This window comes from Hymenobacter taeanensis (genome assembly GCF_013137895.1).
Classification (GTDB): Bacteria; Bacteroidota; Bacteroidia; order Cytophagales; family Hymenobacteraceae; genus Hymenobacter; species Hymenobacter taeanensis.
On sequence record NZ_CP053538.1, the window covers coordinates 942,244 to 968,804 of the forward strand.

The window sequence follows — 26,561 nt, forward strand, 5'->3', positions numbered from 1 at the left end:
TATTTAAAGACTTGAAAAGTAGCTGCCGATACTTGCGCATCAGCAGCCACTACTTTCAAACCTCAGTCAAGCGTGATTTCCAGAGCCAGACCGCGTAGCTCGTGGATGAGTACGTTAAATGACTCAGGGATATTCGGCTTGGGCAGTACGTCACCTTTTACAATGGCTTCGTACGCTTTAGCGCGGCCTACCACGTCATCCGACTTCACCGTCAGAATTTCTTGGAGGACGTTGGAAGCACCGAAGGCCTCAAGAGCCCATACTTCCATTTCGCCGAAGCGCTGACCACCGAACTGAGCTTTACCACCGAGCGGCTGCTGAGTGATGAGCGAGTACGGTCCGATTGAACGGGCGTGCATCTTGTCATCAACCAAGTGGCCTAGCTTCAGCATATAAATTACCCCAACGGTTACCGGCTGGTCAAAACGCTGACCAGTCAGACCATCGTGCAGATAAGCACGGCCGAAGGTTGGTAGGCCTGCTTCCGTCAACTCACGCGATACTTCCTCTTCGGTAGCACCATCGAAAATTGGGGTAGCGTAGGTACGGCCCAGCTTCAAGCCAGCCCAGCCCAATACAGTCTCGTAGATCTGACCGATGTTCATCCGGCTTGGTACACCAAGCGGGTTGAGCACGATGTCCATCGGAGTACCGTCGGGCAGGAAGGGCATGTCCTCATCGCGCACGATGCGGGCTACCACACCCTTGTTACCGTGACGACCTGCCATTTTATCACCCACCTTCAGCTTACGCTTCTTGGCGATGTAAACTTTGGCCAGCTGCACGATACCAGCGGGGAGTTCGTCACCTACCTCCAGCGTGAACCGGTCGCGCTTGAAGCGAGCCGTGATGGTGTTACGCTTCTTGGCGTAGTTTTTCACCAGGTCCAGCACCATGCTGTTAACGCGAGCGTCAGCAGTCCACCCTTCCAGCACGAGGTCCTTAAACATGTTCACCTCTTCGGGAACAGCGTAGTTGCTCTCGTCCTTGTAGGGGTTCTTCTCGGGGAAGAGGTTTTCAGCAATGTTCTTCTTGCCAAATTTCACACCCTTCGAGATGATTTCGTCGCCAAACTTGTGCTTCACACCCTGGGAGGTTTTGCCTTCCAGTAGCTGCACCAGCTTTTCAACCATCACGGCTTTGATACCGCGCAGTTCCTTAGCATACGAATCCTTCAGCTCTTCTACTTCCTTCTTGGACTTGGCCCGCAGGTTTTTGTCTTTCTTAGGACGTGAGAACAGCTTGGTACCGATAACTACACCATTCAGGGAAGGTGGCGCCTTAAGCGAGGCATCCTTCACGTCGCCAGCTTTGTCACCGAAGATGGCGCGGAGTAGCTTCTCTTCTGGGGTTGGATCGGTCTCGCCCTTAGGCGTGATCTTACCGATGAGGATATCGCCCTCGCGAACCTCAGCACCCAGACGGATGATGCCGTTATCGTCGAGGTTACGCACGGCTTCTTCGCTTACGTTCGGAATCTCCGAGGTCAGCTCTTCTTCGCCACGCTTGGTCTCGCGTACTTCCAACTCAAACTCCTCAATGTGAATTGAGGTGAAGATGTCGTCGCGTACTACTTTCTCCGAGATTACGATAGCATCCTCGAAGTTGTAGCCCTGCCATGGCATAAATGCCACCTGCATGTTGCGGCCCAGGGCCAGCTCACCTTTGTTCGTGCCGTAGCCTTCGCAGAGTGGCTGTCCTTTCACTACCCGCTCGCCCTTCTTCACGAGAGGCGTCAGGTTGATGCAGGTGTCCTGGTTGGTCCGACGGAACTTGATCAGGTCGTACGAAATCTTCTCAGCATCGAAGCTTACGAGGATATCGTCTTCCGTCAGGTCGTACTTCACTACAATGCGGTTAGCATCTACGTAGTCAATTACACCGTCGCCCTCGGCTACTACCAGAGTGCGCGAGTCAATTGCTACGCGCCCCTCTAGGCCAGTGCCCACGATGGGGGCCTCCGCCTTCAGCAACGGTACTGCCTGACGTTGCATGTTCGAACCCATCAGGGCACGGTTAGCATCGTCATGCTCCAGAAACGGAATCAGCGAAGCAGCTACCGATACAATCTGGTTAGGAGCTACGTCCATGTAGCTGTACTCGTCGGGACCTACTACGGGGAAGTCACCTTCGAAACGACCTTTTACCAGCTCGTTGATGAAGTTACCCTCTTCATCGATGCGGGCGTTAGCCTGCGCGATGTGGTGAGTATCTTCCTCTTCAGCCGTCAGGTACTTCACGTTCTCCGTCGTATCCACCTTACCGTTCTCAACAGTGCGGTAAGGAGTTTCGATGAAGCCCATGGAGTTTACTCGGGCGTGCACGCAAAGCGACGAAATCAGACCAATGTTTGGTCCTTCCGGCGTTTCGATAGTGCAGAGACGGCCGTAGTGGGTGTAGTGAACGTCACGTACTTCGAAACCAGCACGCTCCCGCGACAGACCTCCTGGCCCCAGTGCCGATACACGACGCTTGTGCGTCACCTCGGCCAGAGGGTTAGTCTGGTCCATAAACTGCGAAAGCTGGTTCGTACCGAAGAACGAGTTGATTACGCTCGACAGAGTACGAGCGTTGATCAGATCAACTGGCTTGAAGTCCTCGTTGTCGCGCACGTTCATGCGCTCCTTGATAGTACGCGCCATACGGGCTAAGCCTACGCCGAACTGGGCGTACAACTGCTCCCCTACCGTGCGTACACGACGATTGCTCAAGTGGTCAATGTCATCGACAATGGCCTTCGAGTTGATCAGACCGATCAGGTATTTCACGATGAGAACGATATCCTCGTTGGTCAGCACGCGGGCATCCCAGTTCGTGTCAATACCCAGCTTCTTATTAATACGGTAGCGGCCTACGTCACCAAGGTCGTAGCGCTTATCCGAGAAGAATAGCTTTTGGATGATGTCGCGGGCAGTCTCTTCGTCGGGAGCTTCCGTGTTACGGAGCTGACGGTAGATTTGCTCAACGGCTTCTTTCTCCGAGTTAGAGTTGTCCTTCTGCAGGGTGTTGTAAATAATTGCGTAGTCCGCAATGTTTACATTCTCGCGGTGCAGAATTACCGACTTAGCACCAGCGTTCAGGATGGTGTCAATGTCCTCTTCCTCGATAGTAGAGTCGCGCTCCAGCAGTACCTCGTTCCGGTCAATAGATACCACTTCACCGGTATCCTCATCCACGAAGTCTTCCGTCCAGGTGCGGAGCACCCGAGCGGCCAGCTTGCGGCCTACTGCCTTCTTAAGGTTCTTCTTATCGGCCTTCACTTCCTCCGATAGCCCGAACAGGTCCAAGATATCTTTGTCGGTGCCGTAACCGATGGCGCGAAGCAGCGTAGTAACCGGAAACTTCTTCTTCCGGTCGATGTACGCGTACATCACATTGTTCACGTCCGTGGCAAATTCAATCCACGAGCCTTTGAACGGAATAATACGGGCCGAGTACAGCTTAGTGCCGTTGGTGTGCTTGCTCTGCGCAAAGAATACACCGGGTGAACGGTGCAGCTGCGATACAATAACACGCTCAGCACCGTTGATTACGAACGAGCCCTTCTCGGTCATGTAAGGGATGTTACCCAAGAACACTTCCTGCTCGATCGTCTCGAAATCTTCGTTGTCCGTGTCATTGCAGACCAGGCGCAACTTAGCTTTCAGCGGTACCGAGTACGTCAGGCCCCGGTCGATGCACTCATCTACTGAGTACTTAGGCGGGTCGACGTGGTAGTCAATAAAGGTCAGCACGAAGTTCTCGCGCGAGTCCGAAATCGGAAAGTTCTCGGCGAATACTTTGAAGAGACCCTCATCGGTACGGTTCTCGGCAGCCGTTTCCAACTGGAAGAAATCCATGAACGAGCGAACCTGCACGTCCAGGAAATCCGGGTACTCAATAACCTTTTTAATCTTGGCGAAGTTGATCCGCTCGTCAGCCGCCTGCAGTTTTTGCAGACCTGTCTGTGCTTTCGGTGTAGCCAATGTATGTGGGGTTAGGAAATGGACACTGAGAGAATCCAGTTCAGGGCAATAGCAGTACTACTACCTTGAAAAAATGAGAAGTTGTTGGCGCACGAAAGCGCAAAGCAAAACTTTGCGCTTCAGCGTCCGTAGGCACAAAAAGCCGCAAAGCGGCGTGCAAACGAACTTCCGACTAGTTTGTTGCCTACAAACAGGAAAAGACCTGGCTTAGTTGCCAGGCCTCTCCATATTTGCTGGTTTTAAGAGCAGGCAGCAGAAATTACTTAACTTCTACTTCAGCGCCGGCTTCTTCCAGTTGCTTCTTCAGCGACTCAGCTTCGTCTTTAGCAACACCTTCTTTCAGGGCCTTGGGAGCACCGTCAACCAGTTCTTTGGCTTCTTTCAGGCCCAGACCGGTCAGGTCTTTCACCAGTTTCACCACAGCCAGTTTGCCAGCACCAGCCGACTTCAGGATTACGTCGAACGAGGTCTTCTCCTCAGGAGCGTCAGCAGCAGCGCCAGCGCCACCACCAGCCATCATTACGGGAGCAGCAGCAGCGGGCTCAATGCCGTACTCGTCCTTCAGGATAGTAGCCAGTTCGTTTACTTCTTTTACCGTCAGGCTAACGAGCTGCTCGGCGAATGCTTTCAAATCTGCCATTTCTGTAGATTGTTAAAAAGGGGGGTTATTAAAAGAAATTGAAAGTGAAAAAGATGAGCAGCGGTTAGCCTGCAACCTCTTCTTTTTCGGAAAGCGTTTTGATGAGGCCAGCCAGAATGTTGCCACCGCTTGACAGAGCAGAGATAACGTTTTTGGCAGGCGACTGGAGCAGACCGATAACTTCACCGATGAGCTCGTTTTTACCTTTCAGCGTGCTGAGGCCGCTCAGTTGATTAGCGCCGATATAGATGCTAGCATCTACGTAAGCACCTTTCAGAGCAGGCTTCGGCTCTACGTTTTTGCCGTAGTTCTGTGCTTTATAAAAATCCTGCAGCAGTTTAGCAGGAGCATTGCCTGACTCTTTCGAGAACAGGATGCCCGACTGGCCTTTCAGTGCAGCGTCCATCTCCGTAGTATCGGTACCGAGAGTATCGAGCGCCTTACGGATGAACGTATTCTTGTACACCTTGAACTCCATACCGCGGTTGAAGCACAGGCGACGGAATTCGTTGATTTTCGCCACCGACATTCCCGAAGCATCGGCAATGTAGAACGCGTTGTGCGATTGGAACTTCTCGCTCAACTCGTCGACGAGGGCTTGTTTTTCTTCCCGGATCATATCGTCGTGTTGATTAAAATTATGCGGAAGTTACCGAGGTGTCAACCGGAACAGCAGGAGACATAGTGCTCGAAAGCGTGATGCTCTTGATGTACGTACCTTTAGCCGAAGAAGGCTTCAGACGCTGAAGCGTCTGGATTACTTCGATAGCGTTTTCAGCGAGCTTCTGCTCGTCGAACGACACTTTGCCTACTGAGCAGTGGATGATACCAGTCTTGTCAACTTTGAAGTCGATTTTACCAGCTTTCACCTCCTGTACAGCTTTAGCTACATCAGTTGTAACCGTACCAGACTTAGGGTTAGGCATCAGGCCACGAGGACCTAGTACGCGACCCAGACGACCAACCTTAGCCATAACTGATGGCATTGTGATGATTACGTCAATGTCAGTCCAGCCTTTCTCGATCTTGGCGATATAATCGTCCAGACCAACGAAGTCAGCGCCAGCAGCAGTTGCTTCAGCTTCTTTGTCAGCCGTTACGAGAGCCAGAACGCGAACAGTTTTACCGGTACCGTGGGGTAGCGTTGCTACGCCACGTACCATCTGGTCAGCTTTGCGGGGGTCAACACCCAGGCGAACATCGATATCTACTGAAGCATCAAATTTGGTATAGGTGATGTCCTTTACCACTTTGGCAGCTTCAACCAGATTCCGAACTTCGGTCAGGTCATGCTTAGCAAGGGCTTCCTTGCGCTTTTTGCTTACTTGTGCCATGTCTTCTCCGTCGTTAGATTATTCAGCAAAAGGAGAAGCACCCGACACAGTGATGCCCATGCTGCGAGCCGTACCGGCTACTTGCAGCATTGCCGACTCCACTTTGAAAGCATTCAGGTCTGGCATCTTCGTCTCAGCGATGGTGCGTACCTGGTCCCAGGTCACCGAGCCAACCTTGTTACGGTTAGGCTCTTTTGAACCGCTCTGGAGCTTAGCAGCCTCCATAAGGAGAACTGGCACCGGAGGAGTCTTCACAACGAAGTCAAACGACTTGTCGGTGTACATGGTGATGAGTACAGGACAAACTTGGCCGGCCTTATCCTGGGTGCGAGCATTGAACTGCTTGCAGAACTCCATAATGTTAAGGCCTTTGCTACCAAGTGCAGGTCCAACCGGCGGCGCGGGGTTCGCGGCGCCTCCCTTTATCTGAAGCTTCAGATAACCTCTAATTTCCTTGGCCATTTGGTTTGTAAGGCTTCGGATTCTGCATCGTAACACGCAGCATCCTCAGTTTTTTTGATTGCTCCTAGTGGAAGCACCGCCAATCCGGAGCGGATAACTGGCGACGTTGCTTGTGCTGAAGCTATATTAGAGAGCTTAGAACTCAGAGTCAGATGATTCTCAGTTCTAAGCTCCTTAATTCAAATCAGCTTATGACTCCTTTTCAACCTGCGTGTAGCTCAGCTCCATTGGAGTGCTACGGCCGAATATTTTTACAATTACGTTGAGCTTCTTACGCTCTTCGAAAACTTCCGAAACTGTACCAGACATTCCAGCAAAACCACCATCTACAATCTTCACCAGCTCGTTTACTACGAATGGAGTCTCTAGAGTAGCTGTTTGTTCTTCTGCTTCGTCCACGATACCGAGAATGCGGTTCACTTCAGAAATATGCAGAGGCACTGGCTTCGTGTTCTGATTAGCTGCTTTCCCTTCTTTATCACTGAGGAACCCAATTACTCCCGGGGTGCTAGTGATAATGTGGTCAACTTCTCCGTGCGTCAGATCAGCATGAATAATGATATAGCCAGGATAAAGGTTTCTTTCGCGCACACGCTTTTTGCCATTGCGCATCTCGAACACCTTCTCTACTGGAATCAGTACCTGAGGCACTAGATCAGAGAGACCATGGCGGCCAATCTCTGTTTCCAGATAGGTTTTGGCTTTTTTCTCCTGTCCGCTAACTGAGCGGACCACATACCATTTTAACTCGCCCATTGTCGTCGTGTGTTCTGCCGCTTACCGGAACGAAGTGTAAAACGCTTCCAGGCTCTTGCTGAACGCCACATCCATGATGCCAACTACTGCAGCGAAAAGAAGCGAGCCGAGCAGCACTAGGCCAGCGCTCTTCTGTAGTTCTTCTAAAGAAGGCCACGTTACCTTGTAACGCATCTCCTCAGAGGTTTCGCGGAAATAGTTTGTCAGCTTACTCATGATGCGGCACCGGTTAGGCTTGGTAGGTGCGGCTGCAGTGGCAGCCTTGTTTATGGCACGGGCGGAGAGATTCGAACTCCCATCAAAGGTTTTGGAGACCTCTATTCTACCCTTGAACTACGCCCGTGTATGCGTCCCTACCCTTCAAGGTGCTGGATTGGGACTGCAAATGTACTGAAGTGTTTAGACAAAACAAATCCGCCCCCGAAAAATATCGAGGGCGGATTGGCTTATTCTAGCAGAAATTAGTCGAGGATTTCAGTAACCTGACCAGCACCTACAGTACGACCACCTTCGCGAATAGCGAAACGCAGACCTTTTTCCATAGCTACCGAGTTGATCAACTCAACCGAGATGGTTACGTTGTCACCAGGCATTACCATTTCCACGCCTTCACCCAGCGAAATGATGCCGGTTACGTCGGTGGTGCGGAAATAGAACTGAGGACGGTAGTTGTTGAAGAACGGCGTGTGACGGCCACCTTCTTCTTTCGACAGAACGTACACCTCAGCTTTGAACTTCTGGTGAGGCTTAACTGAACCGGGCTTGCAGATAACCATACCACGACGGATGGCTTCCTTTTCAATACCACGGAGCAGCAGACCTACGTTGTCGCCAGCTTCACCACGGTCAAGGATTTTGCGGAACATCTCAACACCAGTTACGGTCGACTTGAGGTTCTCAGCACCCATACCGAGGATTTCTACTTGCTCACCCGAGTTGATGATACCACGCTCGATACGGCCGGTAGCAACCGTACCACGACCCGTGATAGAGAACACGTCCTCTACTGGCATCAGGAAGGGCAGGTCGGTCAGACGAGCAGGAATTGGAATGTAGCTATCAACAGCAGCCATCAGTTCCTCGATCTTGGGAACCCAGTTAGCGTCGCCGTTCAGGCCACCTAGAGCAGAACCCTGGATAACTGGAATGTTGTCGCCGTCGAAGTCGTAGAACGAGAGCAATTCGCGGATTTCCATTTCCACCAGCTCGAGCAGTTCGGGGTCATCCACCATGTCCACTTTGTTCATGAACACTACCAGCTGAGGTACACCTACCTGACGAGCAAGCAGGATGTGCTCACGAGTCTGGGGCATTGGGCCGTCGGTAGCAGCTACTACGAGAATAGCACCGTCCATCTGGGCAGCACCCGTTACCATGTTCTTCACATAGTCAGCGTGACCAGGGCAGTCAACGTGAGCGTAGTGACGGTTTTCGGTAGCGTATTCAACGTGAGCGGTGTTGATCGTGATACCACGCTCTTTCTCTTCGGGAGCGTTGTCGATCGACGAGAAGTCACGCTTAGCGGCCAGACCTTTGTTCGCCAGAACCGTGGTGATTGCAGCGGTCAGGGTGGTTTTGCCGTGGTCGACGTGCCCGATCGTACCGATGTTCACGTGCGGCTTGGAACGATCAAAATTTTCTTTGGCCATTGTAACAGAGATTAAGAGACTTTGAAGTAAAGAGGGGGAAAAAGCGAAGTGGCTATACTGCAAGAAAGCGAAACGCAGCTCCGTTTAGTGAGGACTGCACGTCGCTTTACTTGTCTGACAGATCCAGCAGAGTAGACCAGCTATTCCGTTGGTACTCGTAATTCTGAGCCATTTATGGGATTTGAACCCATGACCTCTTCCTTACCAAGGAAGTGCTCTACCACTGAGCTAAAACGGCTTATTCTGTTCAACAAAGGTACGCTAGCGAATCAACAATTCAACCAGCAAACTTTTGCACTGAGCGGGAGACGAGGTTCGAACCCGCGACCTGCAGCTTGGAAGGCTGCCGCTCTACCAACTGAGCTACTCCCGCGTAGGTGAGGTGGCGAAATAGCGAGATACTAACCTAGGCCACTACCTCATTCTTTCAACAACTCAGATATATGTGGGGGCGAAAGGACTCGAACCTTTGAACCCGAAGGAGGTGAGTTACAGTCACCCGCAATTGCCGCTATGCGACGCCCCCAGCTTGCATATTCCTCACCATTTATGAGAAACGAACCCTTTCATTTCCGTGGCCGATGCCGTTCTGGTTGTGATTGGAGCTGCAAAATTAAGGGCTTTCTGATGCAAGTCAAGCGCTGAAGCAAAAAACGTTTTGACTTTTTTCTTAAAACCTCCACCTAAATGTTTTTCTAACCTCACAAACATCTGATACTCTATAACAAGCAAATTATTATTACTCTAGCCAACAGCGAAAAAAAGTTTATGGAATGAGACTGTAAATCGATTTCAGTCGCTCATCTTTTTCCTTTGCCCGAATATCCTGAAGGGTAGGTTTAAGCACTGGCATACTCGCTATCAGCTCGTTTAGGCCTTTGTAAGCACCTAAGCGCACATAGTACATAGGATGCGTACGAGCAAGCACTTCTAATCGCTGTATCCCTTTTTCACGCTCTATGGGCGGCATGCGCTGCATAAGCGTACCAAAGTTTTCTAGTAAAGTATATAATACTTCACTCGGAGCGTCTTTAGTTCTGGCCAGAAACCACTGGTAATGATCTGCGGTGCCATTTAGCGCATAATAATTTGACAGCGCAGTGATAAGGCCGGGGTTTTTAGTGTCTTGCAGAGCATTGATTGGCTCACGGGTGGCTACAGTAGGCGATTTTGCCAAAGCATCAACAGCGGCCCCTACCACTAGGTAGGAGCTGTCGCGCAATGCCGCTGAATACAGCTCACTAAAATCTTCATTGGGGAAGGAGGCTAGTGTAGTAATAGCGGCAGCACGCACTACGCCTTTTTTCTCATTGAGTGCTAAGCGTTGGAGTTCTTTCCGTATGGCAATGCCCTCAGCCCCTTTATAGCGGCGTAAGCCTTCTAAAGATTTTTGTCTAATGGCCCAGAAATTATCATTTAAGGCATTTCGAAATATGGCGCTGACATTTAAATCAGCTGTTTTATTTCTCAGACCGTCAAGCGCCTCAAACTTTTGCAAGTAACTACGAGCGTGGTTGTATTGATATATCAATTCATCTTGGGTGCGCTCTTCATCTAATTGCGCTAATAGCACGCCTTCATTGTCAAACTTTACCAAGCTAGGTTTTTGGCTTACTGGCAAACGAAACGTCTGGTCAGCCTTGGTAATGACAATGTGGTGATCAGTAGGCTGGTTATTGTTCCAGGTAGTGACAGTAACTGGCAGCCGATATACTGGCTGAAACAGGGTATCCTGCACTTGGCGTACACGCAGCGCAACTTGCCCATTATCGTAACTGTGAGTAATGCGCAGCTCAGGGTGACCACGCTGCATAAACCACTGGTCAAAGAACCACATTAAGTCCTCTCCGGTCACATCTTCAAAAGCAATTCTCAGCTTGGCAATTTCGGAGGCTGAAAATTTGTTCTGACTCAAGTAGTGATTGAGAGCAGTAAAAAATGCCTCATCGCCAACGTAGTTGCGCAACATGTGCAGTACCCGGCCACCCTTATCATAGGAGTGCCGGTCGAACATATCCTCTCGGTTCGCATAACGATACCGGATTAGGGGCTCCCGCTTCGTTTGCGCCTCCTGCAGATAATTATTGAGCTTGGTCTGCAACACTAGGCCAGCCGCATCCTCACCGTATTTGTGCTCTGCCCACAAATACTCCGAGTAATCGGCAAAGGATTCGTTTAGTGGCAGGTTGGCCCATGATTCCGTAGTCACATAGTCGCCGAACCATTGGTGGAACACCTCGTGGGTGATTACTGATTCCGTATCGTAGCTGACATCGGGCAACTCTCGGTTAGTGAATTGCACGAGCTGTTGTTGAATGGTGGTGGCAGAGGTATTTTCCATAGCCCCCGACACAAAATCGTGTACGGCTACTTGCGAATACTTCTCCCAGGGAAAATCTACCCCTAGTTTCTTGGAATAAAATTCCATCATCTCGGGAGTATTACCAAATACTCGCTTGGCAGTATGCTGATAAGCGGGGTCAACGTAGTAGGCCACTGTTTTACCCCGCCACAGATCAGATACGACGGCAAAGTCGCCGACGGCGAGCATCGTCAGGTACGGAGCCGCCGGTAATGATTGCTTCCACACGTCGGTGCGGGTACCGTCTGGGTTGCGCTGAGAGGAGGTTAGCAAGCCATTGGAGAGAGTCTTTAGTTCACTTTCAACCGTGATGCTGATTTCCTGCGTCATGCGCTGGTTAGGCTTATCAATAGTTGGGAACCAGCACGAGCTAGATTCCGACTCACCTTGGGTCCAGATCTGTCGGGGCTTGGTTTTGTCGGTACCAAGAGGGTTGATGAAGTACAGCCCTTTGTCGTCGGTAATAGCCTCGCTGCCCCCGGTTGAGAGGATTTCATTAGGTTTGGCTACATATTGGATGCGAACCTGACAGGGTTCGGTACGAGTATAGGAGCGGTCAAGAAAGACCGTCAGCTTTTTCTTATCGTAAGCAAACTTTAGGTCTTTGCCCTTTTCAGCGCTAGTAACCAGCTCTACGTTTTTTACATCAAAACCTTTCGCATCCAGAACAAGCTGGTTTTGCGGATAAAAATGAGGCCTAACGGTTAAAGTAGCCGTCCCGAGCAGCCACTGCTTGGCCCAGTCGAAACGAACATCAAGCTTGGTATCTAATAGGTCATGAACGATAGTGGCAGCTGGCTGAACTGGATTAGTAGGCGGCAACCAATTGGGCACGGGTAACTGGGCAGGCGCGGCTATAGACGCTGCTTCCACCGGAGCAGGTACTTTCTTACGAACGGCCGTTTTATTAGTGGCTGATTTAGACGTGGTTGTAGTCTGAGCTGGGGCCACTATATAACAGGTCAGAATCAGGCTAAGAGCACCGAGGACCGGATATTTCATGAATAAACGCAATAGGGGAATGAAGGGTCAAGTTCCGAATTTATTTCAGATTTGACCTATCTTTAAGCCCTTTTCCGCTCTACACCTTCCTCTCCCACATGCTACAAGTACGCACCGGTCCTGATCAAGTATGGGACATTGATTACCGCCCTGGCGGCTCTACCACTGTGAACGGCCAAGTATTTGAGTGGGATTTGGCCTCCTTAGGCAACGGGCAATACCATATTTTACACAATGGGCAATCTTTCGCAGCTGAGCTTATCTCAGTAGATTACCCTTCCAAAACCTTTGTGCTAAAACTCAATGGGCAACGCTTGGAGTTGCAGGCTAAAGACCGGTTTGACTTGCTGTTGGACAAGCTAGGTATGAGCAATACTACGGCTAGCAAAGTCAATGAGCTAAAGGCTCCCATGCCCGGCCTTATTGTTGACATTCGGGTGGAGCCGGGCCAAGTAGTACAGAAGGGCGACCCATTGTTAGTACTGGAAGCCATGAAGATGGAGAATATTCTAAAAGCACCTGGAGAGGGCACCATATCAGCCATTAAAGTAACCTTGCGCGACAACGTTACGAAAGGACAGGTACTAGTGCTTTTCAGCTAGGCCACCCTCTTGCCCAACCTGCATCTGGTAGCGTTGCGCCACCCCAGCTACTGGCTATTGCCAAGCTTATTTACTGCATTTCACGCCTAACCCCATTTGTTTTGAAGTATAAACGGATTCTGCTAAAGCTGAGCGGCGAAGCTCTCATGGGCCAGCAACAGTACGGTATTGATGCCGCCCGACTAATGCAGTACGCGGAGGAAATCAAGACGGCGGCGGCCACTGGCACCGAAATAGCCGTAGTTATTGGAGGTGGTAATATCTTTCGCGGCGTACAGGCGGAGGCTTTTGGCCTAGACCGTGTGCAAGGTGACTACATGGGTATGCTAGCCACGGTTATCAACTCTATGGCCTTGCAGAGTGCGCTGGAAAAGCTGGATGTAAATACTCGTTTGCTTTCTGGGGTAACCATTCAGCGGGTTTGTGAGCCTTACATACGTCGGCGAGCATTACGCCACCTAGAGAAAGGCCGTGTGGTAATCTTTGGGGCCGGCATTGGCTCCCCTTACTTCACCACCGACTCGGCGGCCTCACTGCGGGCCATTGAGATTGAGGCCGACGTGGTACTGAAAGGTACGCGAGTAGACGGCATTTATACCGCTGACCCCGAAAAGGATGCTTCGGCAGTGCGCTACCCGGAAATCACGTTTGATGAGGTAATGGAGAAGAACCTCAACGTGATGGATATGACGGCCTTCACACTTTGCAAAGAGAATAACCTGCCAATCATTGTTTTCGATATGAACAAAGAAGGCAATCTGCAACGCCTGATTGAGGGTGAAAAAGTAGGTACGCTGGTGAGCATGAAAGGCTCAGAGGCGCAACAGCCATCTGCCACTGACACCTTGCAACCAGCTGTGTAAGCATCTTCTTACGGAACTGGCACCAATCAACTAGAATGATGAAGTGAAAGTTGAGGCGGAGCGCTGATTCATAGCCTAGGCTTTCATTTCTTACTGTTTTATTCCTTCACACATGGACGAAGAAATTAAGTTTTACCTCGACGAGGCTGAAGAATCAATGGGCAAGGCCCTGCAGCACACTGGCGTGGAGCTAACGCGCATTCGGGCAGGTAAGGCCTCGCCGGCAATGCTCGACTCGCTGCGGGTAGATTACTATGGCACCCCTACTCCCGTGGCACAGGTAGCCAACGTGTCGGCGCCAGATGCCCGCACGCTGTTTATCAAGCCTTGGGAGAAGAACATGATCAGCGAAATTGCCAAGGCTATTAAGAATAGCGACCTAGGCCTCAACCCGCAATCAGACGCCGAAGGCGTGCGCCTGAACATTCCAGCCATGACCGAGGAGCGTCGGCGGGAACTGGTGAAGCAGGCTAAGTCCGAATCGGAAAGTGGCAAGGTGCGCATTCGCGGCATCCGGAAGGACGTAAACGAATCGTTGCGGAAGTTGCTGAAAGAGGGAGCCTCGGAAGATGCTATCAAGGATGCCGAAGCCAAAGTGCAAAAGGCCACTGACTCTTACATCACGAAAGTTGACGACTTGCTGAGTAAGAAGGAAAGTGAAATCATGACTATCTGATTTCTGTTGCCCTCAGTTCACAGAAAAGCCCCACTTATTCAAAATGAGTGGGGCTTTTGTTTTGTTGTTGAGTTAGTGTTACTGGCCTAGCGCCAAAACCCTCCTTGCTCAATGCGAGCTTCTACGGCATCGGGTACTAAGTAGCGGATAGACTTATGCTCCCGTACGCAGTCGCGGATGAACGTAGCAGAAATATCTAACAACGGTGCATCTACTACTTTAACTCCTGGATGGGCATTCACTCCGGTAATGTCAACCCCAGGCCTTGGGTATACATATACCTCATGTTCATTGAGAATACGCTCGGCGTGTTTCCAGCGTGGTAGGCCAGGTAGGTTATCCTCGCCCATCAGGAGCACGAAACGATACGCCGGGTGCCGCCGATGCAGTTCATCAAGCGTATCGATGGTGTAGCTTGGCTTAGGCATCTCAAACTCAATGTTGAGTGCTTGCAACCTCGAATTGCCAACAATAGCCAATTGCACCAACTCATAGCGTTGGCTTTCAGGAAGCAACTCCTGGCCAACCTTAAACGGGCTTTGCGGCGAAACCACCAGCCACACTGCATCTAGGTCAGTGTGAGTGGCCATATAGTTGGCCAGTATCAGGTGCCCAGTATGAATAGGATTGAAAGAGCCGAAGAGTAGCCCTACTTTCTTTCCCGGAGTAGCGGTGTTCACAGTATCTCTGACTCGGACATGATAAATTTCCGAACGAGCTGCTCCGCTTCATCAATGGCCCGATCCAGATCGTCGTTCACGATGGTTACATCAAAACGATCTTCGAACGTCAGCTCAAAGTTGGCTTTATAGAGACGGGAAGAAATGCTGGCGGCAGAGTCGGTAGCGCGGTTGCGCAGGCGCTGCTCCAGAATCTCAAGGGAAGGAGGCTTTACAAACACGGCCAAGGCACGGTCTTTGTAAAACTCCTTGATACTTAAACCACCCTTCACATCTACGTCCAGCACGGCATGATGGCCGCCTTCCCAGATGCGCTCAACTTCAGATTTGAGCGTTCCATAGAAGGCACCTTCGTATACTTCTTCCCATTCCACGAATGCATCGTGCCGGATTTTCTCCTGGAACTCCTGAACGGATATGAAGTAATAGTCTTTACCGTTGGCTTCCGTCCGGCCGCGCTTGTCGCGCGTACAGGCTGATATTGAGAAGCTTAGCTCTGGGATTCGCTCCAGGAGCCGATGAACAATAGTGGTCTTACCGGCTCCGGAGGGAGCCGAAAAGGCGATGATTTTACCCTGCATGGGGTAAAATTAGGCCATTTCTGCCTGAACGCGCGCAAGAATTGCGTTGGGCAGCGAAGAAGGAGCACCTTTACGGCCTACATGCTGCGACAAGAAATCGATAAAAATGCGCTGCTTATCGATGCTGTCGAAACAGGGAGAACAATCTTCGGCATGATTTACGAAGTAGTCTTCGTCCTCAGCCGTGGGCTCCTGGCCTACGATAATTTGGTCGAGTATTGTATTCACGCGTTCACAGTCGGGGGCATTGGGGATGGCCCCGCTCTGGTTGGTTTTTGTAGAAGTAGTTTCCATAACTGTTTCCTGGCAGGAGTTTATTCGGTGTCGTCTGAATCGGTTTCGTCGCCGCCATCTGAGCCGTAGCCCATTGACTTAGCGTATCTTTCAAGTTTATCCTTCAGGAAGTTACGCGCCCGGTGTAAGCGAGAGCGCACTGTTCCGATGGGGATGTCAAGTACCTTAGCCATTTCCTCGTACGTGAACCCTTCTAGATCACAGAGGATAATGACGGTGCGGAAATCCACGGGCAGTGAGTTAAGTGCGCTGGCCACTTCGTCGCCGATGAGGTCGCGCACGGCTTGCTGCCGCATGTCAGAGGAAGTGCTGCCGGCGTCGCCTTCGGCTTCTACATCTTCTGAGTTGTAGTACCCTTCGATTTCGCTGTAGTCAACCTTGGCAGGCTGCTTGCTCTTTTTGCGAAAATCGTTGATGAACGAATTTTTCAGGATGCGAAACAGCCACGCTTTGGCGTTTGTTCCCTGCTCGAAGTACTCAAAGAAGCGATATGCTTTCAGATAAGTTTCCTGTACGAGGTCATTTGCGTCATCTTCGTCAAGCGTAAGGCGAAATGCGAAGTTGTACAGCGAATCGAGCACAGGCATGAGTTCGGCCTGAAAACGCCGGTCTTTTTCCTCTTTGCTCAGTTTGGGAACCCGTTCGGGAGAGTCGCTCATAAACGCTGAAAATTGCGGCCGAATATTGAAAAATTACTGCCGATAGACAAATGATGTTACGGATTATACCGTAGGAAGGGCGGAAGGTTTTAGCGTTTCAGCTTCTTGACTTACACGGCGTTCGGTGGCTACCACGATAAAACCGTAGAGAAACACGAACAAATTGAAGCCGATCTGCAGCTCAAGCAGCGAATCTACCAGCATAGCGGTAGCTTCCATCAACAGGAAGTGATACACGTACGGATTGCGCCGCAGGCTAGGTTGCATAAGGGGACCAAATAGCACCAAGAGCCATACACTCAGGCCTACAATTCCGCCGCTCAGCAGCTGATGTAGATACTGATTATGAACCATTACGCGGTTTTCAGGGCGAAGGCCAAAATTCTTCCAGCTGTATTGGTTCATCATTGCCTGGTAAGCATCAGCGGGGCCCACTCCCAGCCACGGGTGCGCCTGGGCAACCGTTAGGGCCGTTTGCCAGGCGGCTAGGCGGCGGGAGAGGGAATACTCATTGATATCATGCCCGAGTTGGATCTGCTGCACATCCCAGATGGTAGCATCTAGGCGCTGGTGTACGGGCTCAAGGGTGTGGTACGCTACTAACGGCGAGGCCACAAGCAGGAAGAGCACTCCGAGCCCTAACAACAGGCGTTTTCTAAGCAGCAGCCGCAGCGCCTCTAGCAACGCCATAACGTAAAACACCAGCAGCCCTGTGCGGTAGGCCAGTAAGTGTAAGGTCACAACGCACACGGCCGCAGCTATCAGGAGCCCCAGGCGCAGACCCGGAGTATGGCTGTTGTGGCGCAGCAGCAGGGCAAAAAAGGCTGCCAATGCCAGCATCAGCCCAAAGTGAATATGGAAAATGCCCGTAACGGAAGGTAAGCTCTGCCCTAACCCGAAAGCTTTGTTTGCGGCGGCCGGATCTAAAAAGTACTGCCCTAGAGTAGCCAGGGCTACTAGCACAAAGCCCGTTACATACAATAGGCCTATCCCTGAGCGCTGCCGCTTGGTAAGCGGCACAGCCACACCAAAAGCCAAGGGCACACCAAGCCAGGGCAACAACCGAAAGGTTTCATGACGCCATACGTTCCATTGCTCAGTATGGAAGCCACTCAACAGCAGCAGGGCATACATAGCCGCCGGTGCCCAGACGGTACGCAGCCGGAGCCACTGGCCTAGCGCCCGACTAAGCGCGGGGTTAGCTAAAGCGGCCACCACACCCGTTACGGGGCTGAGTGCTACAAGGGCCCGCGATGTTAGCAGCCCTACTACGCCCGCAGTACATGCCAACAACAGCAAATGCTGCGATAGTAGCCCAGAACGCCACCAGGAATACCACCACGCTTTTTGTGGGTGGTGCTTTATGGTATGCGCCCTCATTTAACGGGTGGTGATAGATGGAACTGATGTCAGCACCAACGGCTGCCAACTCAGAATGCGAGCCAGCGCCTGTGTAGGCTCCAGAGCTTTAATGCAACTGCAAGCAGCTGGCTGGGCGCGGCAGTCTTGGCAGTTTGGCTTATCGAATACCAGATACTCAGCATAAGGGCCCAAGGGAGCCCAGCGGCCTGGGTGCATAGGCCGGATGGGTGGGTACAGGCCTAACGCATGGCGCCCCAAGGCGGCAGCCAGGTGCAGAGGCCCCGTGCTGCCCGCCACTAGGCCATCAGCGGCACCAATGAAGGCCAAAAGTTGAGGCAAGCTGAGCTGTCCGGTTAGGTTGGCGGCCAGGAACTGGTGATGCTGCTGAAGCCAGGAATGCAACTCCTCCCCTTCGGCGGCAGTGCCGGTTACGAACACACGATGCCCCGCCTGGTGCAGTAGCCGGGCCAGAGTGCCAAAGTGCTCTAGCCCCCACTCACGAGCACTGCCCCGGCTACGCGGATGCAGTATGACATTTAACTGATGAGGCTGGCGAGCAGCCAACAGCTCTTGTATAACCGCTGGTAAGGCAGCCACGGGCTGCAAGCGAACCAGCGCCGCTGTTTCTGGTAGTGGTAGCACTGTTGCCTGGCCTAGCGGCTCCACCAATTGCAGATTGAGCTGGGCCTCATGCAGTGGAGAGTGGCGGCGGCTGAGAGCTACCAGTTGATTGCAGGTAAACCAGTGAAACAGGCGGTTGCGTGTACCAATACGGACTGGCACTCCTGCTTTCCGGGCCAGTTTGGCTACTAGCTTATTGGGGAAGATGTGCAGAATGGCGTAGGCCTGTTGCTGGCGTAGCAGCGTTACCTGGGCCTGTTCATCTAAACTCAGCAACTCATCAAAATTCAGAAAGGCATCTACCCACGGACAGGCTTCTGCTACTGCCTGCGTGTAGGTGCGCCCAAGTAACACCACCCGGCAGCCAGGGTATAGCTGCTTAAGGCGCCCAGCTACGGGCAGCGTGAGCACAACGTCGCCAATAGCATCGGTGCGGCTAATGAGGAACGTCTTCATACGGCAGCTTTGGTTTTGAGCTTAGCGAATTTCAGAAATACGCCCCACGCCGAGATAGTAGCAATACTTAGCCCCGCGAAGCCATCGAGAAAACCGAGCCGGAAAAAGTAGCCGTGCACAAATTTCCACCACGGCTTCAGCAGTAAGTGAAACAGCGAAACCCGGCGCTTGCCCCGCAACCACAACTCATCGGCCGCGATGCTGGTGAAGCGGTTGAGCTGCTGCACGTGCTGCTCCACAGAATCATAGGAATAATGCAGGGCATCACCGGTGAGGGCTCCTACTGACTGGCCTACGGCTACCTCATAGCGCTCGTGCAGGAGCAAGCCCTCCCACTGGCCCAGGCGCCGATCATAGAGGCGCAACTTACGATCAGGGTACCAGCCGCCGTGGCGCACCCAGGAGCCGCAGTAGTTGGTAAGGCGGGCCAAGGTGTAGCCGGCGTGCTGCCAGTTGCTTTTAGCCGCCAGAATGCTTTGCCGGAGCTCCTCCGTCAGGACTTCGTCCGCATCGAGCTGCAAAACGTGGTTGTGCGTGGCCTGGGCAGTAGCAAAGTTTTTCTGTTGCACATAGCCCGCAAATGCGTGTTGCACCACCCGCGAGCCCATCTGCTGGCTGATAGCAACGGTATTGTCAGTGGAGAAGGAGTCTACTACCACTACCTCATCGGCAATACTGCGCACAGCCTCCAGGCAGCGAGCAATATTGCGCTCTTCATTGTAGGTGATGATAACAACTGATAAGAAGACGGTGGGCATGCAGAAGCAAATATCCGCAATTTGGCCGCTAATCAGTTTCGGGAGTTGCAGCGAGGAGCTGGGGGCCGTTGCCCGAAGGTTACATTTCACTGATCATCAGCCTAAACAGCAGTTATAGGCCACTTCAAATCAAACAGATATGGGCATTATGCGCACTTCTGCATTTCTCGGGTTACCCTTGCTTGTATTGCTTGGTTGCGAGAGCCCAAGTACCACGTTTGATGCCTTTCACATTCGACACCCTCAAAACCTGGAAAAGGTACTGGGCTCACGCTTGCACCTTGTTTCAGCGCGAGATACCCTGGATTTGCAGGTGCAGTACAACCCCGTATCGAAACGCAATATTATTACCCGGTCAGGCACCCCAGATACCCTCCTGAATGCGTGGGCGTTTCGTTACAAGCAGCTTTACTATGTGGTGCAGCCTAACAATGGCACCGCCTACTGGGTGCACGCCATGCGCATCCGCGGCAACGAGGTACAGGGCTTAGCTACCGGCTGGGAACAAATGCTGGATTTATCGGAGGCAGTAAAGCAAGGAGGATTCTCGGGCTTAGTCCGGTACCAAAGCCTAACCCGCGACTCTAGCCGGCTGCAGTTTGATGTGCGGCAGCTCCGAGACTTCTACACCACTGAAATTGATAGCTTCACGGTGTATAGGGTAGCTACTGCTGCGGTACGCCACCCCCCATCTGACACGCAGGAGGCGCCAGTGCTTTACCCAAATCCGGCGCAGCACTATACTACCGTGCGCTTCCCAGAGCCGGGCAAGCGTACGGTGCAGTTATTTACTCCTACCGGCCAGTGCGTGTACCGCATAGAAACGGTTGCTCATACGCTCACGCTGCCCTTATCCCAGTTGCCCGTAGGCCAGTATACGGTTCGGGCGGATGGCTTGCGAGGTCAGAAAGCTAGTGCTCTGCACTTGCTCATCAGCCGGTAGAGCGCCAAAGTCAAACGGTTGTTTTCTTCGTAACTCCGTATAGAGGAGCTGTTAAGAAACTACTAGACCTATGGCCCCTCTCGCGCAGCAACTCATTTTGGTTACGGGTGCTACATCCGGCATTGGTAAGGTCACGGCTCAAACCCTGGCCAAGCAAGGTGCTCACGTAATACTGCTGGCCCGCTCCGCCGAAAAAGCAGAACGCACCCAGCACGAGATACGAGCCGCAGCCGGCCACGACCGGGTAGATATTTTGCTATGTGACCTCTCTGACCTAACTCAGGTAAGGAAAGCGGCGGCTGAGTTTAACCAGCGTTACCCCCGTTTAGATGTGCTGGTGAATAATGCTGGGCTGCTGTTTGGCAAGGAGCGCCAGTTATCGGCCCAGGGCTATGAGATGACACTGGCCACCAACTACCTCGGTCCTTTTCTGTTGACTGCCCTGCTACTGGACAAGCTACGCCAAAGCCCGGCGGCCCGAATTATCAATGTGGCTTCTATGGCATACCGATTTGCGAAGCCTGACCTCACGAATCTAAACCAGGAACGGGGCTACGGTGCCATGCGGCAGTACGGCAACACCAAGCTCTACAATATTCTGTTTACACAGGAGCTCAGTCGGCGCCTACGTACTAAAGGCATTTCTAACGTGGTAACGAACAGCCTACACCCAGGCGTAGTTGCCAGCAACTTCGGCGACAACGCCAAGGGCTGGCTTGCCAAACTAACCAAGCTATTCCGCCCCTTTATGATTTCGCCGGAGCAGGGTGCACAAACTACTTTGTACCTGGTTACTGATGAGGCAGCCGGCCACATTAGCGGGGGCTTTTTTGCGAAGCAGAAAGCCGTGGCCGTGAAGCACCCTTTCACCACTCCCACCGACGCCCAGCAACTTTGGGAACAGACAGAAGCATTAGTAGAGCAGAATTTCCTGGATTAATTCACCAGGTTTCCATCGTGCAGTTATATTTCAGCATCTATCTCATTCTAGCCTGTTTATCCGATGATTATAGCTTGGTCTATATTCAACCTGCTGCTTGTACTGCTATTCCTCTACGCTTGCTGGCGCGTAGGCCGTTTTCTGAAGAGCCACGTCGGCACGGCTACAACTATCCCCTTTATGCTAGGCCACTCCTGGAGTGCGCAGGATGGTATACTTAACGTAAAGGACAATGCTTTTCAATACGACGTATCAGTGAAGCATGACTGGTCTGTTTTAGGGACGCAAGTGTACACCAGTATGGAGAACTACACCGGTCAGATGCCTATAAAAGACGAAAACACACTACATTAAAAAAGCCCCGCTCTTATTACAGAGCGGGGCTTTTTACTAGTGGACCAAAGTAGTCTAGTAGCGGTACAGATCCGACTTGAATGGGCCTTCAACTGGTACGTTAATGTACTCAGCCTGCTTAGGCTTCAACTCATCCAGCTCCACGCCAATTTTGGCTAGGTGCAGGCGGGCTACCTTCTCATCGAGGTGCTTGGGCAGAGTGTACACTTTGTTCTCGTACTGGTCAGCATTCTGCCACAGCTCAAGCTGGGCCAGGGTCTGGTTCGTGAACGAGTTCGACATTACGAACGAGGGGTGGCCAGTGGCGCAGCCCAGGTTTACCAAACGGCCTTCGGCGAGGATGATTACCTCTTTGCCATCAATGTTGTAGATGTCAACCTGCGGCTTCACGGTATCTTTGGTGTGGCCGTAATTCTTGTTCAGCCAAGCCATGTCAATCTCATCGTCGAAGTGGCCGATGTTGCAGACAATAGCTTTGTCTTTTAGAGCACGGAACGCTTCTTCGGTGATGATGTCGCAGTTGCCGGTAGCAGTTACCACGATGTCGGCTTCCTTGATAGCGTTGGCCATTTTCTTTACCGCATAGCCATCCATGGCGGCCTGCAGAGCGCAGATAGGGTCGATTTCAGTTACGATAACGCGGGCACCAGCGCCGCGCAACGAGGCAGCAGTGCCTTTCCCGACGTCGCCGTAGCCAGCAACCACGGCAATTTTGCCAGCCATCATCACGTCGGTGGCCCGACGGATAGCGTCAACAGCCGACTCTTTGCAGCCGTACTTGTTGTCGAACTTCGACTTTGTTACCGAATCATTTACGTTGAAGGCAGGCATGGGTAGCGTACCGTTCTTCACCCGGTCGAGGAGGCGCAGCACGCCCGTGGTAGTTTCCTCCGACAGGCCTTTGATGCCAGCAGCCAGTTCCGGGAACTGGTTGAGCACCATGTTGGTCAGGTCGCCGCCGTCGTCGAGAATCATGTTCAGGGGTTCGCGCTTCTCGCCGAAGAACAGCGTCTGCTCGATGCACCAGTTGAACTCCTCCTCGTTCATGCCCTTCCAGGCATATACCGGGATGCCAGCCGCCGCAATAGCCGCCGCCGCGTGATCCTGGGTAGAGAAGATGTTGCAGGAAGACCACGTAACATCAGCCCCCAGCGCAATCAGCGTCTCGATGAGTACTGCCGTTTGAATGGTCATGTGCAGGCAGCCAGCGATGCGCGCGCCTTTCAGCGGCTTCGAATCACCGAACTCCTCGCGCAGCGCCATCAGGCCGGGCATTTCTGCCTCCGCCAAGCGGATTTCCTTGCGGCCCCACTCAGCGAGGCTCATGTCTTTTACTTTATACGGAACGTAGGCCGTGGTCTTGGTCTCAACCATGATGCAGAGAATGTTTGCGAATCAACCGCAAAGGTAACTGATTTGTTAGCCTTTTCCTTCTACAACTGAATTACAAGCACTTAAACGCACATGGCGGGCTTTGGTGTAAGCCCTATCCTTCGCGGAGGCAGGCCAAGGCCTCTAAAGTCAGGAGCGAATAGATTATTGATTAGGTGGGCCAACAGTTCTATCTCTTGCGCCATACGCCATATAGAGTAGCTGAGAATGTCCTCATAATTTGCTGAGTATGCTGAGCGAATTATGGGGAGCCCACACGGGTCACTTGGGGCTTTCAGCCGTAACGAGTTGCGCTAAAATTATTCTTCGACGAATTGCACTTTTTTTTCGATGAGAGGCTTAGGTAGCTGTGGTTTAGCCAACTACATTTGCTCACATGCTTCAATCTATGATGATTCCAAATTTTGGCTCCTTGCGCCGCGCTCTACTCCTATTGCCTCTTGCTTTCGTGACATTTTTCGCTCATGCTCAGCAGAAGCCAGCAACACTTGTCCAGCTTAGCCCAGAAGACCAGGCACGGGGCTTAAATGGGGTGCAGAAAAATTTCTTCTTTGCTACGGGTCTTGACACCCCCAAAGAATCAGATTATCAGAGCGCTGGTTTCTTCGGCCAGAAGCTCCGCCCTTATTTGGCGGGCAACCAGGAGGCGCTCCATGAACTCAACAACTACCGCCGGCAAAAGTGGCTGTTCCTGGCTGAGCGCCTGACGTTTGTAGGCGCCGTAGGCCTCTATGGGCAGCAGGTGCTAGCTGACCCGGAGGTGCAGCAATACCATAACAACACGCAGAAAGCTGCGGTAGGCCTAGCAGCCGTAAGTCTGCTTTCGAATATTTTCATCTCGCGCCACACCAATGAGCACTTCCAGCGTGCCGTAGATGCGCACAATGCCGGCCTGCCCGCTGCCCGCACTGGAGCCTTGCAGTTATTGCGCCCAAGTACCGTAGGCCTCACAGCTAGCCGGTGGGGCCAGCCGCAGGTTGCGCTGAGCTGGAACCTGCGCTAGCGCTGCTGGCGTTACGTATTCAGATAGTTTTTTTGGAGGAATCCGGCAACTAGCTTCCAGCTTCTGGGGGTCAGTTGCCGGATTCCTCCTTACGTTTGGTAAACCTTTCTGCTTTAGTTGCTGACTAAGGCTAGTGTTTTTTCGTAGGAACCCTACATGGAATACCCGCTGCCGGCAGCGGCCCGGCAATACGTTGCCGAGCATCTGCACGACGACCCCGCCCAACTGGCGCTGCAGGCCCGCCGATACCCAGGCCTCCCCGTTCCGGACCTCGTGCGCCAGATTCAGGCGCGCCAGAAAGCCCGGGCTAAGCTGCCCACTTGGGCCGAAAACCCTGACCTGATTTTTCCGCCTACCCTCTCGGTGGAGCAGGCTTCCTCGGCCCGCACGGCAGCTTATAAAGCCAGCCTGGTACAAGGCCAACGCCTTGCTGATCTTACGGGAGGCTTTGGGGTTGATGCCGCCCACTTTGCGGCCACCATACCAGAGGTGCATTATGTGGAGCGCAACGCAGCGCTGGCCGACGTAGTGCGCTACAATTTGCAGCAGCTGGGCATTGAAAACGTGCAGTGCCACAACGAGGATGCTGTGCACTTCCTGCGCAATACGCCCGAGCACTTCGACTGGCTGTACCTCGACCCCGCCCGGCGCGACACGGCAGCCCGCAAGATTTTCCGGTTGCAGGATTGTGAGCCCGATGTGTTACGCATACTACCACTGCTGCTGCAAAAGAGCCGGAGTGTACTGCTCAAGACCTCGCCCATGCTCGATATTGAGCAGGCCCTCCAGGAGCTACGCCACGTGCGCCGCCTGTGGGTACTGGCCGTAGATAATGAATGCAAAGAGGTGCTGTACGAATTAGGCCCGGAACCTGCCGTTGACCCCGAGCGCTTCACGGTAAATCTGCTCCGTAATGGCCAGCAGCAGGAGTTCCGCCTGAACCGGGCCCGTGAAGGTCGCGCCATTGCCCGCTACGCCCTGCCTCAGCAATACCTCTATGAGCCCAATGTGGCGGTGCTAAAGGCGGGTGGTTTCCGCAGCGTAGGTACAGCCTTTGAGATGCTGAAGCTGCATCAGCACAGCCACCTCTACACCTCCGATATTCTGCGCCCTGAATTCCCAGGCCGCATTTTCCGGATTAAAGCTACGGAGCGGTACGATGCCGCTGCCCTGCGTGCGCACCTGGGGCCCGATGTCCGGGCCCACGTGACCACCCGTAACTTCCCCGACACCGTAGCCGAGTTCCGCCACCGGACCGGCATCCGCGAGGGCGGCGACTTGTACCTATTTGCTACCACCAACTTGGAAGGCAAATTGATGGTACTGGTGTGTGAGAAACTATGACACGGTGGTTGAGCGAAATGGTCTAGGCCAGTTACTGCCGGCAGAGCCAAGTAATCCCTCCTTTCGCCTTCCTCAAGCCTCGACCTACGCAAAAGCCCTTACTTCCGTGCTGGAGGTAAGGGCTTTTCTATTTTCAAGGTTCGTGCAGCAACGAAGGAAGGATTGCTTCGTCGTACCTCCTCGCAATGACACGGCACAAATTCACCATTTCACCTTATCACTTCGCCGGGCTTACCCATTTACTGCCTTGTAGGCGGAAGCGCCAGGGTAGAGAAACATCGTCGCCGGCGTAATCAATGCCTACTCTAGGTGAGGCAATAATGTCGTCGGAGGCCACTTCCTCGTTTAGGTCCTCCATCCAGATTAGGTCACCAGTAAGGTCGGTGCCATAATGGGCGGTAGTGATACCGAGGGCTTGGGTGAGTAGGCCAGGGCCAGCGGTGAGGTTACGTTGCACTGCGGTTAGGTTGCGGCGCAGCAGCATTTCTGGGATTCCCTCGGTGGGCTCTAAGCCTCTTATCAGCACGGCATCAGCTTTGCCGGCCTCGTTGGTGATGATGTTGAAGAGGACGTAACGGCCGTAAATGAGGTAGGTGTAGGCCACTCCGCCGGGCTCATACATGACTTTGGTGCGGGCGGTGTAGCGGCCAAGGTGCGAGTGGCAGGCCTGGTCGTTAATGTGGGCATAGGCTTCCGTTTCTACGATACGCCCGCCGGTCAGTACCCCATTAATGTGGGTGAACAGGTACTTCCCAATCAACTCACGGGCAATTTCTACAGGGCTGGAGCGGCGGTAAAAGTCGAGGGGAATCTTCATAAAGGAATTACATAAACAACACTCCGCAACCCATGCTGGTAGCTGC

At 52.6% G+C, this 26,561-nt stretch carries 26 protein-coding genes and 4 tRNA genes; 8 read left to right on the forward strand and 22 right to left on the reverse strand.

Annotated features, from left to right (window positions below):
* Positions 1–62 precede the first annotated feature (62 nt).
* The 13 genes from rpoB to HMJ29_RS04110 form a co-directional block, all read right to left on the reverse strand.
* Positions 63–3,938: a DNA-directed RNA polymerase subunit beta gene (gene rpoB, locus HMJ29_RS04050; RefSeq protein ID WP_171593253.1), complete on the reverse strand. Its 3,876-nt coding sequence runs from the start codon at positions 3,936–3,938 to the stop codon at positions 63–65.
* A 286-nt stretch (positions 3,939–4,224) separates the two neighbouring features.
* On the reverse strand, positions 4,225–4,605 hold the full coding sequence (gene rplL / locus HMJ29_RS04055; RefSeq protein ID WP_171590267.1) for a 50S ribosomal protein L7/L12: 381 nt from the start codon (positions 4,603–4,605) through the stop codon (positions 4,225–4,227).
* A 64-nt stretch (positions 4,606–4,669) separates the two neighbouring features.
* On the reverse strand, positions 4,670–5,224 hold the full coding sequence (gene rplJ / locus HMJ29_RS04060) for a 50S ribosomal protein L10 (RefSeq protein ID WP_171590268.1): 555 nt from the start codon (positions 5,222–5,224) through the stop codon (positions 4,670–4,672).
* A gap of 19 nt (positions 5,225–5,243) precedes the next feature.
* Positions 5,244–5,939, reverse strand: a complete 696-nt coding sequence (gene rplA, locus HMJ29_RS04065) for a 50S ribosomal protein L1 (RefSeq protein ID WP_171590269.1) — start codon at positions 5,937–5,939, stop codon at positions 5,244–5,246.
* An 18-nt stretch (positions 5,940–5,957) separates the two neighbouring features.
* Positions 5,958–6,401, reverse strand: a complete 444-nt coding sequence (rplK, locus tag HMJ29_RS04070; RefSeq protein WP_171590270.1) for a 50S ribosomal protein L11 — start codon at positions 6,399–6,401, stop codon at positions 5,958–5,960.
* Positions 6,402–6,590: 189 nt separating this feature from the next.
* Positions 6,591–7,157 (reverse strand): transcription termination/antitermination protein NusG, encoded by a 567-nt coding sequence (gene nusG / locus HMJ29_RS04075; RefSeq protein WP_088844289.1) that lies wholly within the window; start codon positions 7,155–7,157, stop codon positions 6,591–6,593.
* Between the two features lie 21 nt (positions 7,158–7,178).
* Complete coding sequence (gene secE, locus HMJ29_RS04080; protein ID WP_171590271.1) at positions 7,179–7,373, reverse strand: preprotein translocase subunit SecE; 195 nt, start codon at positions 7,371–7,373, stop codon at positions 7,179–7,181.
* Positions 7,374–7,426: 53 nt separating this feature from the next.
* Positions 7,427–7,500, reverse strand: a tRNA-Trp gene (locus tag HMJ29_RS04085).
* A gap of 118 nt (positions 7,501–7,618) precedes the next feature.
* Entirely contained in the window at positions 7,619–8,806 is a 1,188-nt protein-coding gene (gene tuf, locus HMJ29_RS04090; RefSeq protein WP_135431220.1) for an elongation factor Tu, read from the reverse strand.
* Positions 8,807–8,972: 166 nt separating this feature from the next.
* Positions 8,973–9,044 (reverse strand) — tRNA-Thr (locus HMJ29_RS04095).
* Between the two features lie 62 nt (positions 9,045–9,106).
* Positions 9,107–9,179, reverse strand: a tRNA-Gly gene (locus HMJ29_RS04100).
* Between the two features lie 73 nt (positions 9,180–9,252).
* Positions 9,253–9,332 (reverse strand) — tRNA-Tyr (locus HMJ29_RS04105).
* A 240-nt stretch (positions 9,333–9,572) separates the two neighbouring features.
* Positions 9,573–12,170 carry a M1 family aminopeptidase gene (locus HMJ29_RS04110; RefSeq protein ID WP_171590272.1) on the reverse strand — a complete coding sequence of 866 codons (2,598 nt, stop codon included), beginning with the start codon at positions 12,168–12,170 and terminating at the stop codon, positions 9,573–9,575.
* A gap of 98 nt (positions 12,171–12,268) precedes the next feature.
* On the opposite strand from HMJ29_RS04110, the gene HMJ29_RS04115 reads away from it, so the two are divergent.
* From HMJ29_RS04115 to frr, 3 genes are all read left to right on the forward strand, one after another.
* Positions 12,269–12,772: an acyl-CoA carboxylase biotin carboxyl carrier protein subunit gene (locus tag HMJ29_RS04115; protein ID WP_171590273.1), complete on the forward strand. Its 504-nt coding sequence runs from the start codon at positions 12,269–12,271 to the stop codon at positions 12,770–12,772.
* Between the two features lie 101 nt (positions 12,773–12,873).
* A complete protein-coding gene (gene pyrH / locus HMJ29_RS04120; protein WP_171590274.1) occupies positions 12,874–13,635 on the forward strand; it encodes a UMP kinase in 762 nt (253 codons plus the stop codon).
* A 112-nt stretch (positions 13,636–13,747) separates the two neighbouring features.
* The gene (gene frr / locus HMJ29_RS04125; protein ID WP_171590275.1) at positions 13,748–14,311 is read left to right on the forward strand and encodes a ribosome recycling factor; all 564 of its coding nucleotides are present in this window, start codon (positions 13,748–13,750) and stop codon (positions 14,309–14,311) included.
* A gap of 86 nt (positions 14,312–14,397) precedes the next feature.
* Here the strand turns inward: frr and nadD are convergent, their stop codons facing one another.
* The 7 genes from nadD to HMJ29_RS04160 form a co-directional block, all read right to left on the reverse strand.
* Positions 14,398–14,991 (reverse strand): nicotinate (nicotinamide) nucleotide adenylyltransferase, encoded by a 594-nt coding sequence (gene nadD, locus HMJ29_RS04130; RefSeq protein ID WP_171590276.1) that lies wholly within the window; start codon positions 14,989–14,991, stop codon positions 14,398–14,400.
* Positions 14,988–15,572 (reverse strand): guanylate kinase, encoded by a 585-nt coding sequence (gene gmk, locus HMJ29_RS04135; protein WP_171590277.1) that lies wholly within the window; start codon positions 15,570–15,572, stop codon positions 14,988–14,990. The genes nadD and gmk overlap by 4 nt, the downstream gene beginning before the upstream one ends.
* Positions 15,573–15,581: 9 nt before the next feature.
* On the reverse strand, positions 15,582–15,866 hold the full coding sequence (locus HMJ29_RS04140; RefSeq protein ID WP_171590278.1) for a hypothetical protein: 285 nt from the start codon (positions 15,864–15,866) through the stop codon (positions 15,582–15,584).
* Positions 15,867–15,886: 20 nt separating this feature from the next.
* The gene (locus HMJ29_RS04145) at positions 15,887–16,525 is read right to left on the reverse strand and encodes a sigma-70 family RNA polymerase sigma factor (RefSeq protein ID WP_171590279.1); all 639 of its coding nucleotides are present in this window, start codon (positions 16,523–16,525) and stop codon (positions 15,887–15,889) included.
* A 63-nt stretch (positions 16,526–16,588) separates the two neighbouring features.
* Positions 16,589–17,815, reverse strand: coding sequence for an O-antigen ligase family protein (locus HMJ29_RS04150; RefSeq protein WP_171590280.1), 1,227 nt, complete (start codon positions 17,813–17,815; stop codon positions 16,589–16,591).
* Positions 17,816–17,905: 90 nt separating this feature from the next.
* Positions 17,906–18,964 (reverse strand): glycosyltransferase family 9 protein, encoded by a 1,059-nt coding sequence (locus HMJ29_RS04155; RefSeq protein WP_171590281.1) that lies wholly within the window; start codon positions 18,962–18,964, stop codon positions 17,906–17,908.
* Positions 18,961–19,722: a glycosyltransferase family 2 protein gene (locus HMJ29_RS04160; RefSeq protein ID WP_171590282.1), complete on the reverse strand. Its 762-nt coding sequence runs from the start codon at positions 19,720–19,722 to the stop codon at positions 18,961–18,963. The genes HMJ29_RS04155 and HMJ29_RS04160 overlap by 4 nt, the downstream gene beginning before the upstream one ends.
* A 148-nt stretch (positions 19,723–19,870) precedes the next feature.
* Here HMJ29_RS04160 and HMJ29_RS04165 point away from each other — a divergent pair, with 148 nt between their 5' ends.
* The 3 genes from HMJ29_RS04165 (at position 19,871) to HMJ29_RS04175 (ending at position 21,959) form a co-directional block, all read left to right on the forward strand.
* Positions 19,871–20,665, forward strand: a complete 795-nt coding sequence (locus HMJ29_RS04165) for a T9SS type A sorting domain-containing protein (protein WP_171590283.1) — start codon at positions 19,871–19,873, stop codon at positions 20,663–20,665.
* A gap of 70 nt (positions 20,666–20,735) precedes the next feature.
* Positions 20,736–21,605 carry an SDR family oxidoreductase gene (locus tag HMJ29_RS04170; protein WP_171590284.1) on the forward strand — a complete coding sequence of 290 codons (870 nt, stop codon included), beginning with the start codon at positions 20,736–20,738 and terminating at the stop codon, positions 21,603–21,605.
* Positions 21,606–21,668: 63 nt separating this feature from the next.
* Positions 21,669–21,959, forward strand: a complete 291-nt coding sequence (locus HMJ29_RS04175) for a hypothetical protein (protein ID WP_171590285.1) — start codon at positions 21,669–21,671, stop codon at positions 21,957–21,959.
* A gap of 54 nt (positions 21,960–22,013) precedes the next feature.
* On the opposite strand, the gene ahcY is transcribed toward HMJ29_RS04175, so the two are convergent.
* The gene (gene ahcY / locus HMJ29_RS04180) at positions 22,014–23,333 is read right to left on the reverse strand and encodes an adenosylhomocysteinase (RefSeq protein WP_171590286.1); all 1,320 of its coding nucleotides are present in this window, start codon (positions 23,331–23,333) and stop codon (positions 22,014–22,016) included.
* Positions 23,334–23,739: 406 nt separating this feature from the next.
* Between ahcY and HMJ29_RS04185 the strand changes: the two genes are divergently transcribed.
* The gene (locus HMJ29_RS04185; RefSeq protein WP_171590287.1) at positions 23,740–24,354 is read left to right on the forward strand and encodes a hypothetical protein; all 615 of its coding nucleotides are present in this window, start codon (positions 23,740–23,742) and stop codon (positions 24,352–24,354) included.
* A 156-nt stretch (positions 24,355–24,510) separates the two neighbouring features.
* Positions 24,511–25,698, forward strand: a complete 1,188-nt coding sequence (locus tag HMJ29_RS04190; RefSeq protein WP_171590288.1) for a class I SAM-dependent methyltransferase — start codon at positions 24,511–24,513, stop codon at positions 25,696–25,698.
* A gap of 217 nt (positions 25,699–25,915) precedes the next feature.
* Here HMJ29_RS04190 and HMJ29_RS04195 read toward each other — a convergent pair whose 3' ends face one another.
* The gene (locus tag HMJ29_RS04195) at positions 25,916–26,515 is read right to left on the reverse strand and encodes a DNA-3-methyladenine glycosylase (protein ID WP_171590289.1); all 600 of its coding nucleotides are present in this window, start codon (positions 26,513–26,515) and stop codon (positions 25,916–25,918) included.
* Between the last annotated feature and the right edge of the window lie 46 nt (positions 26,516–26,561).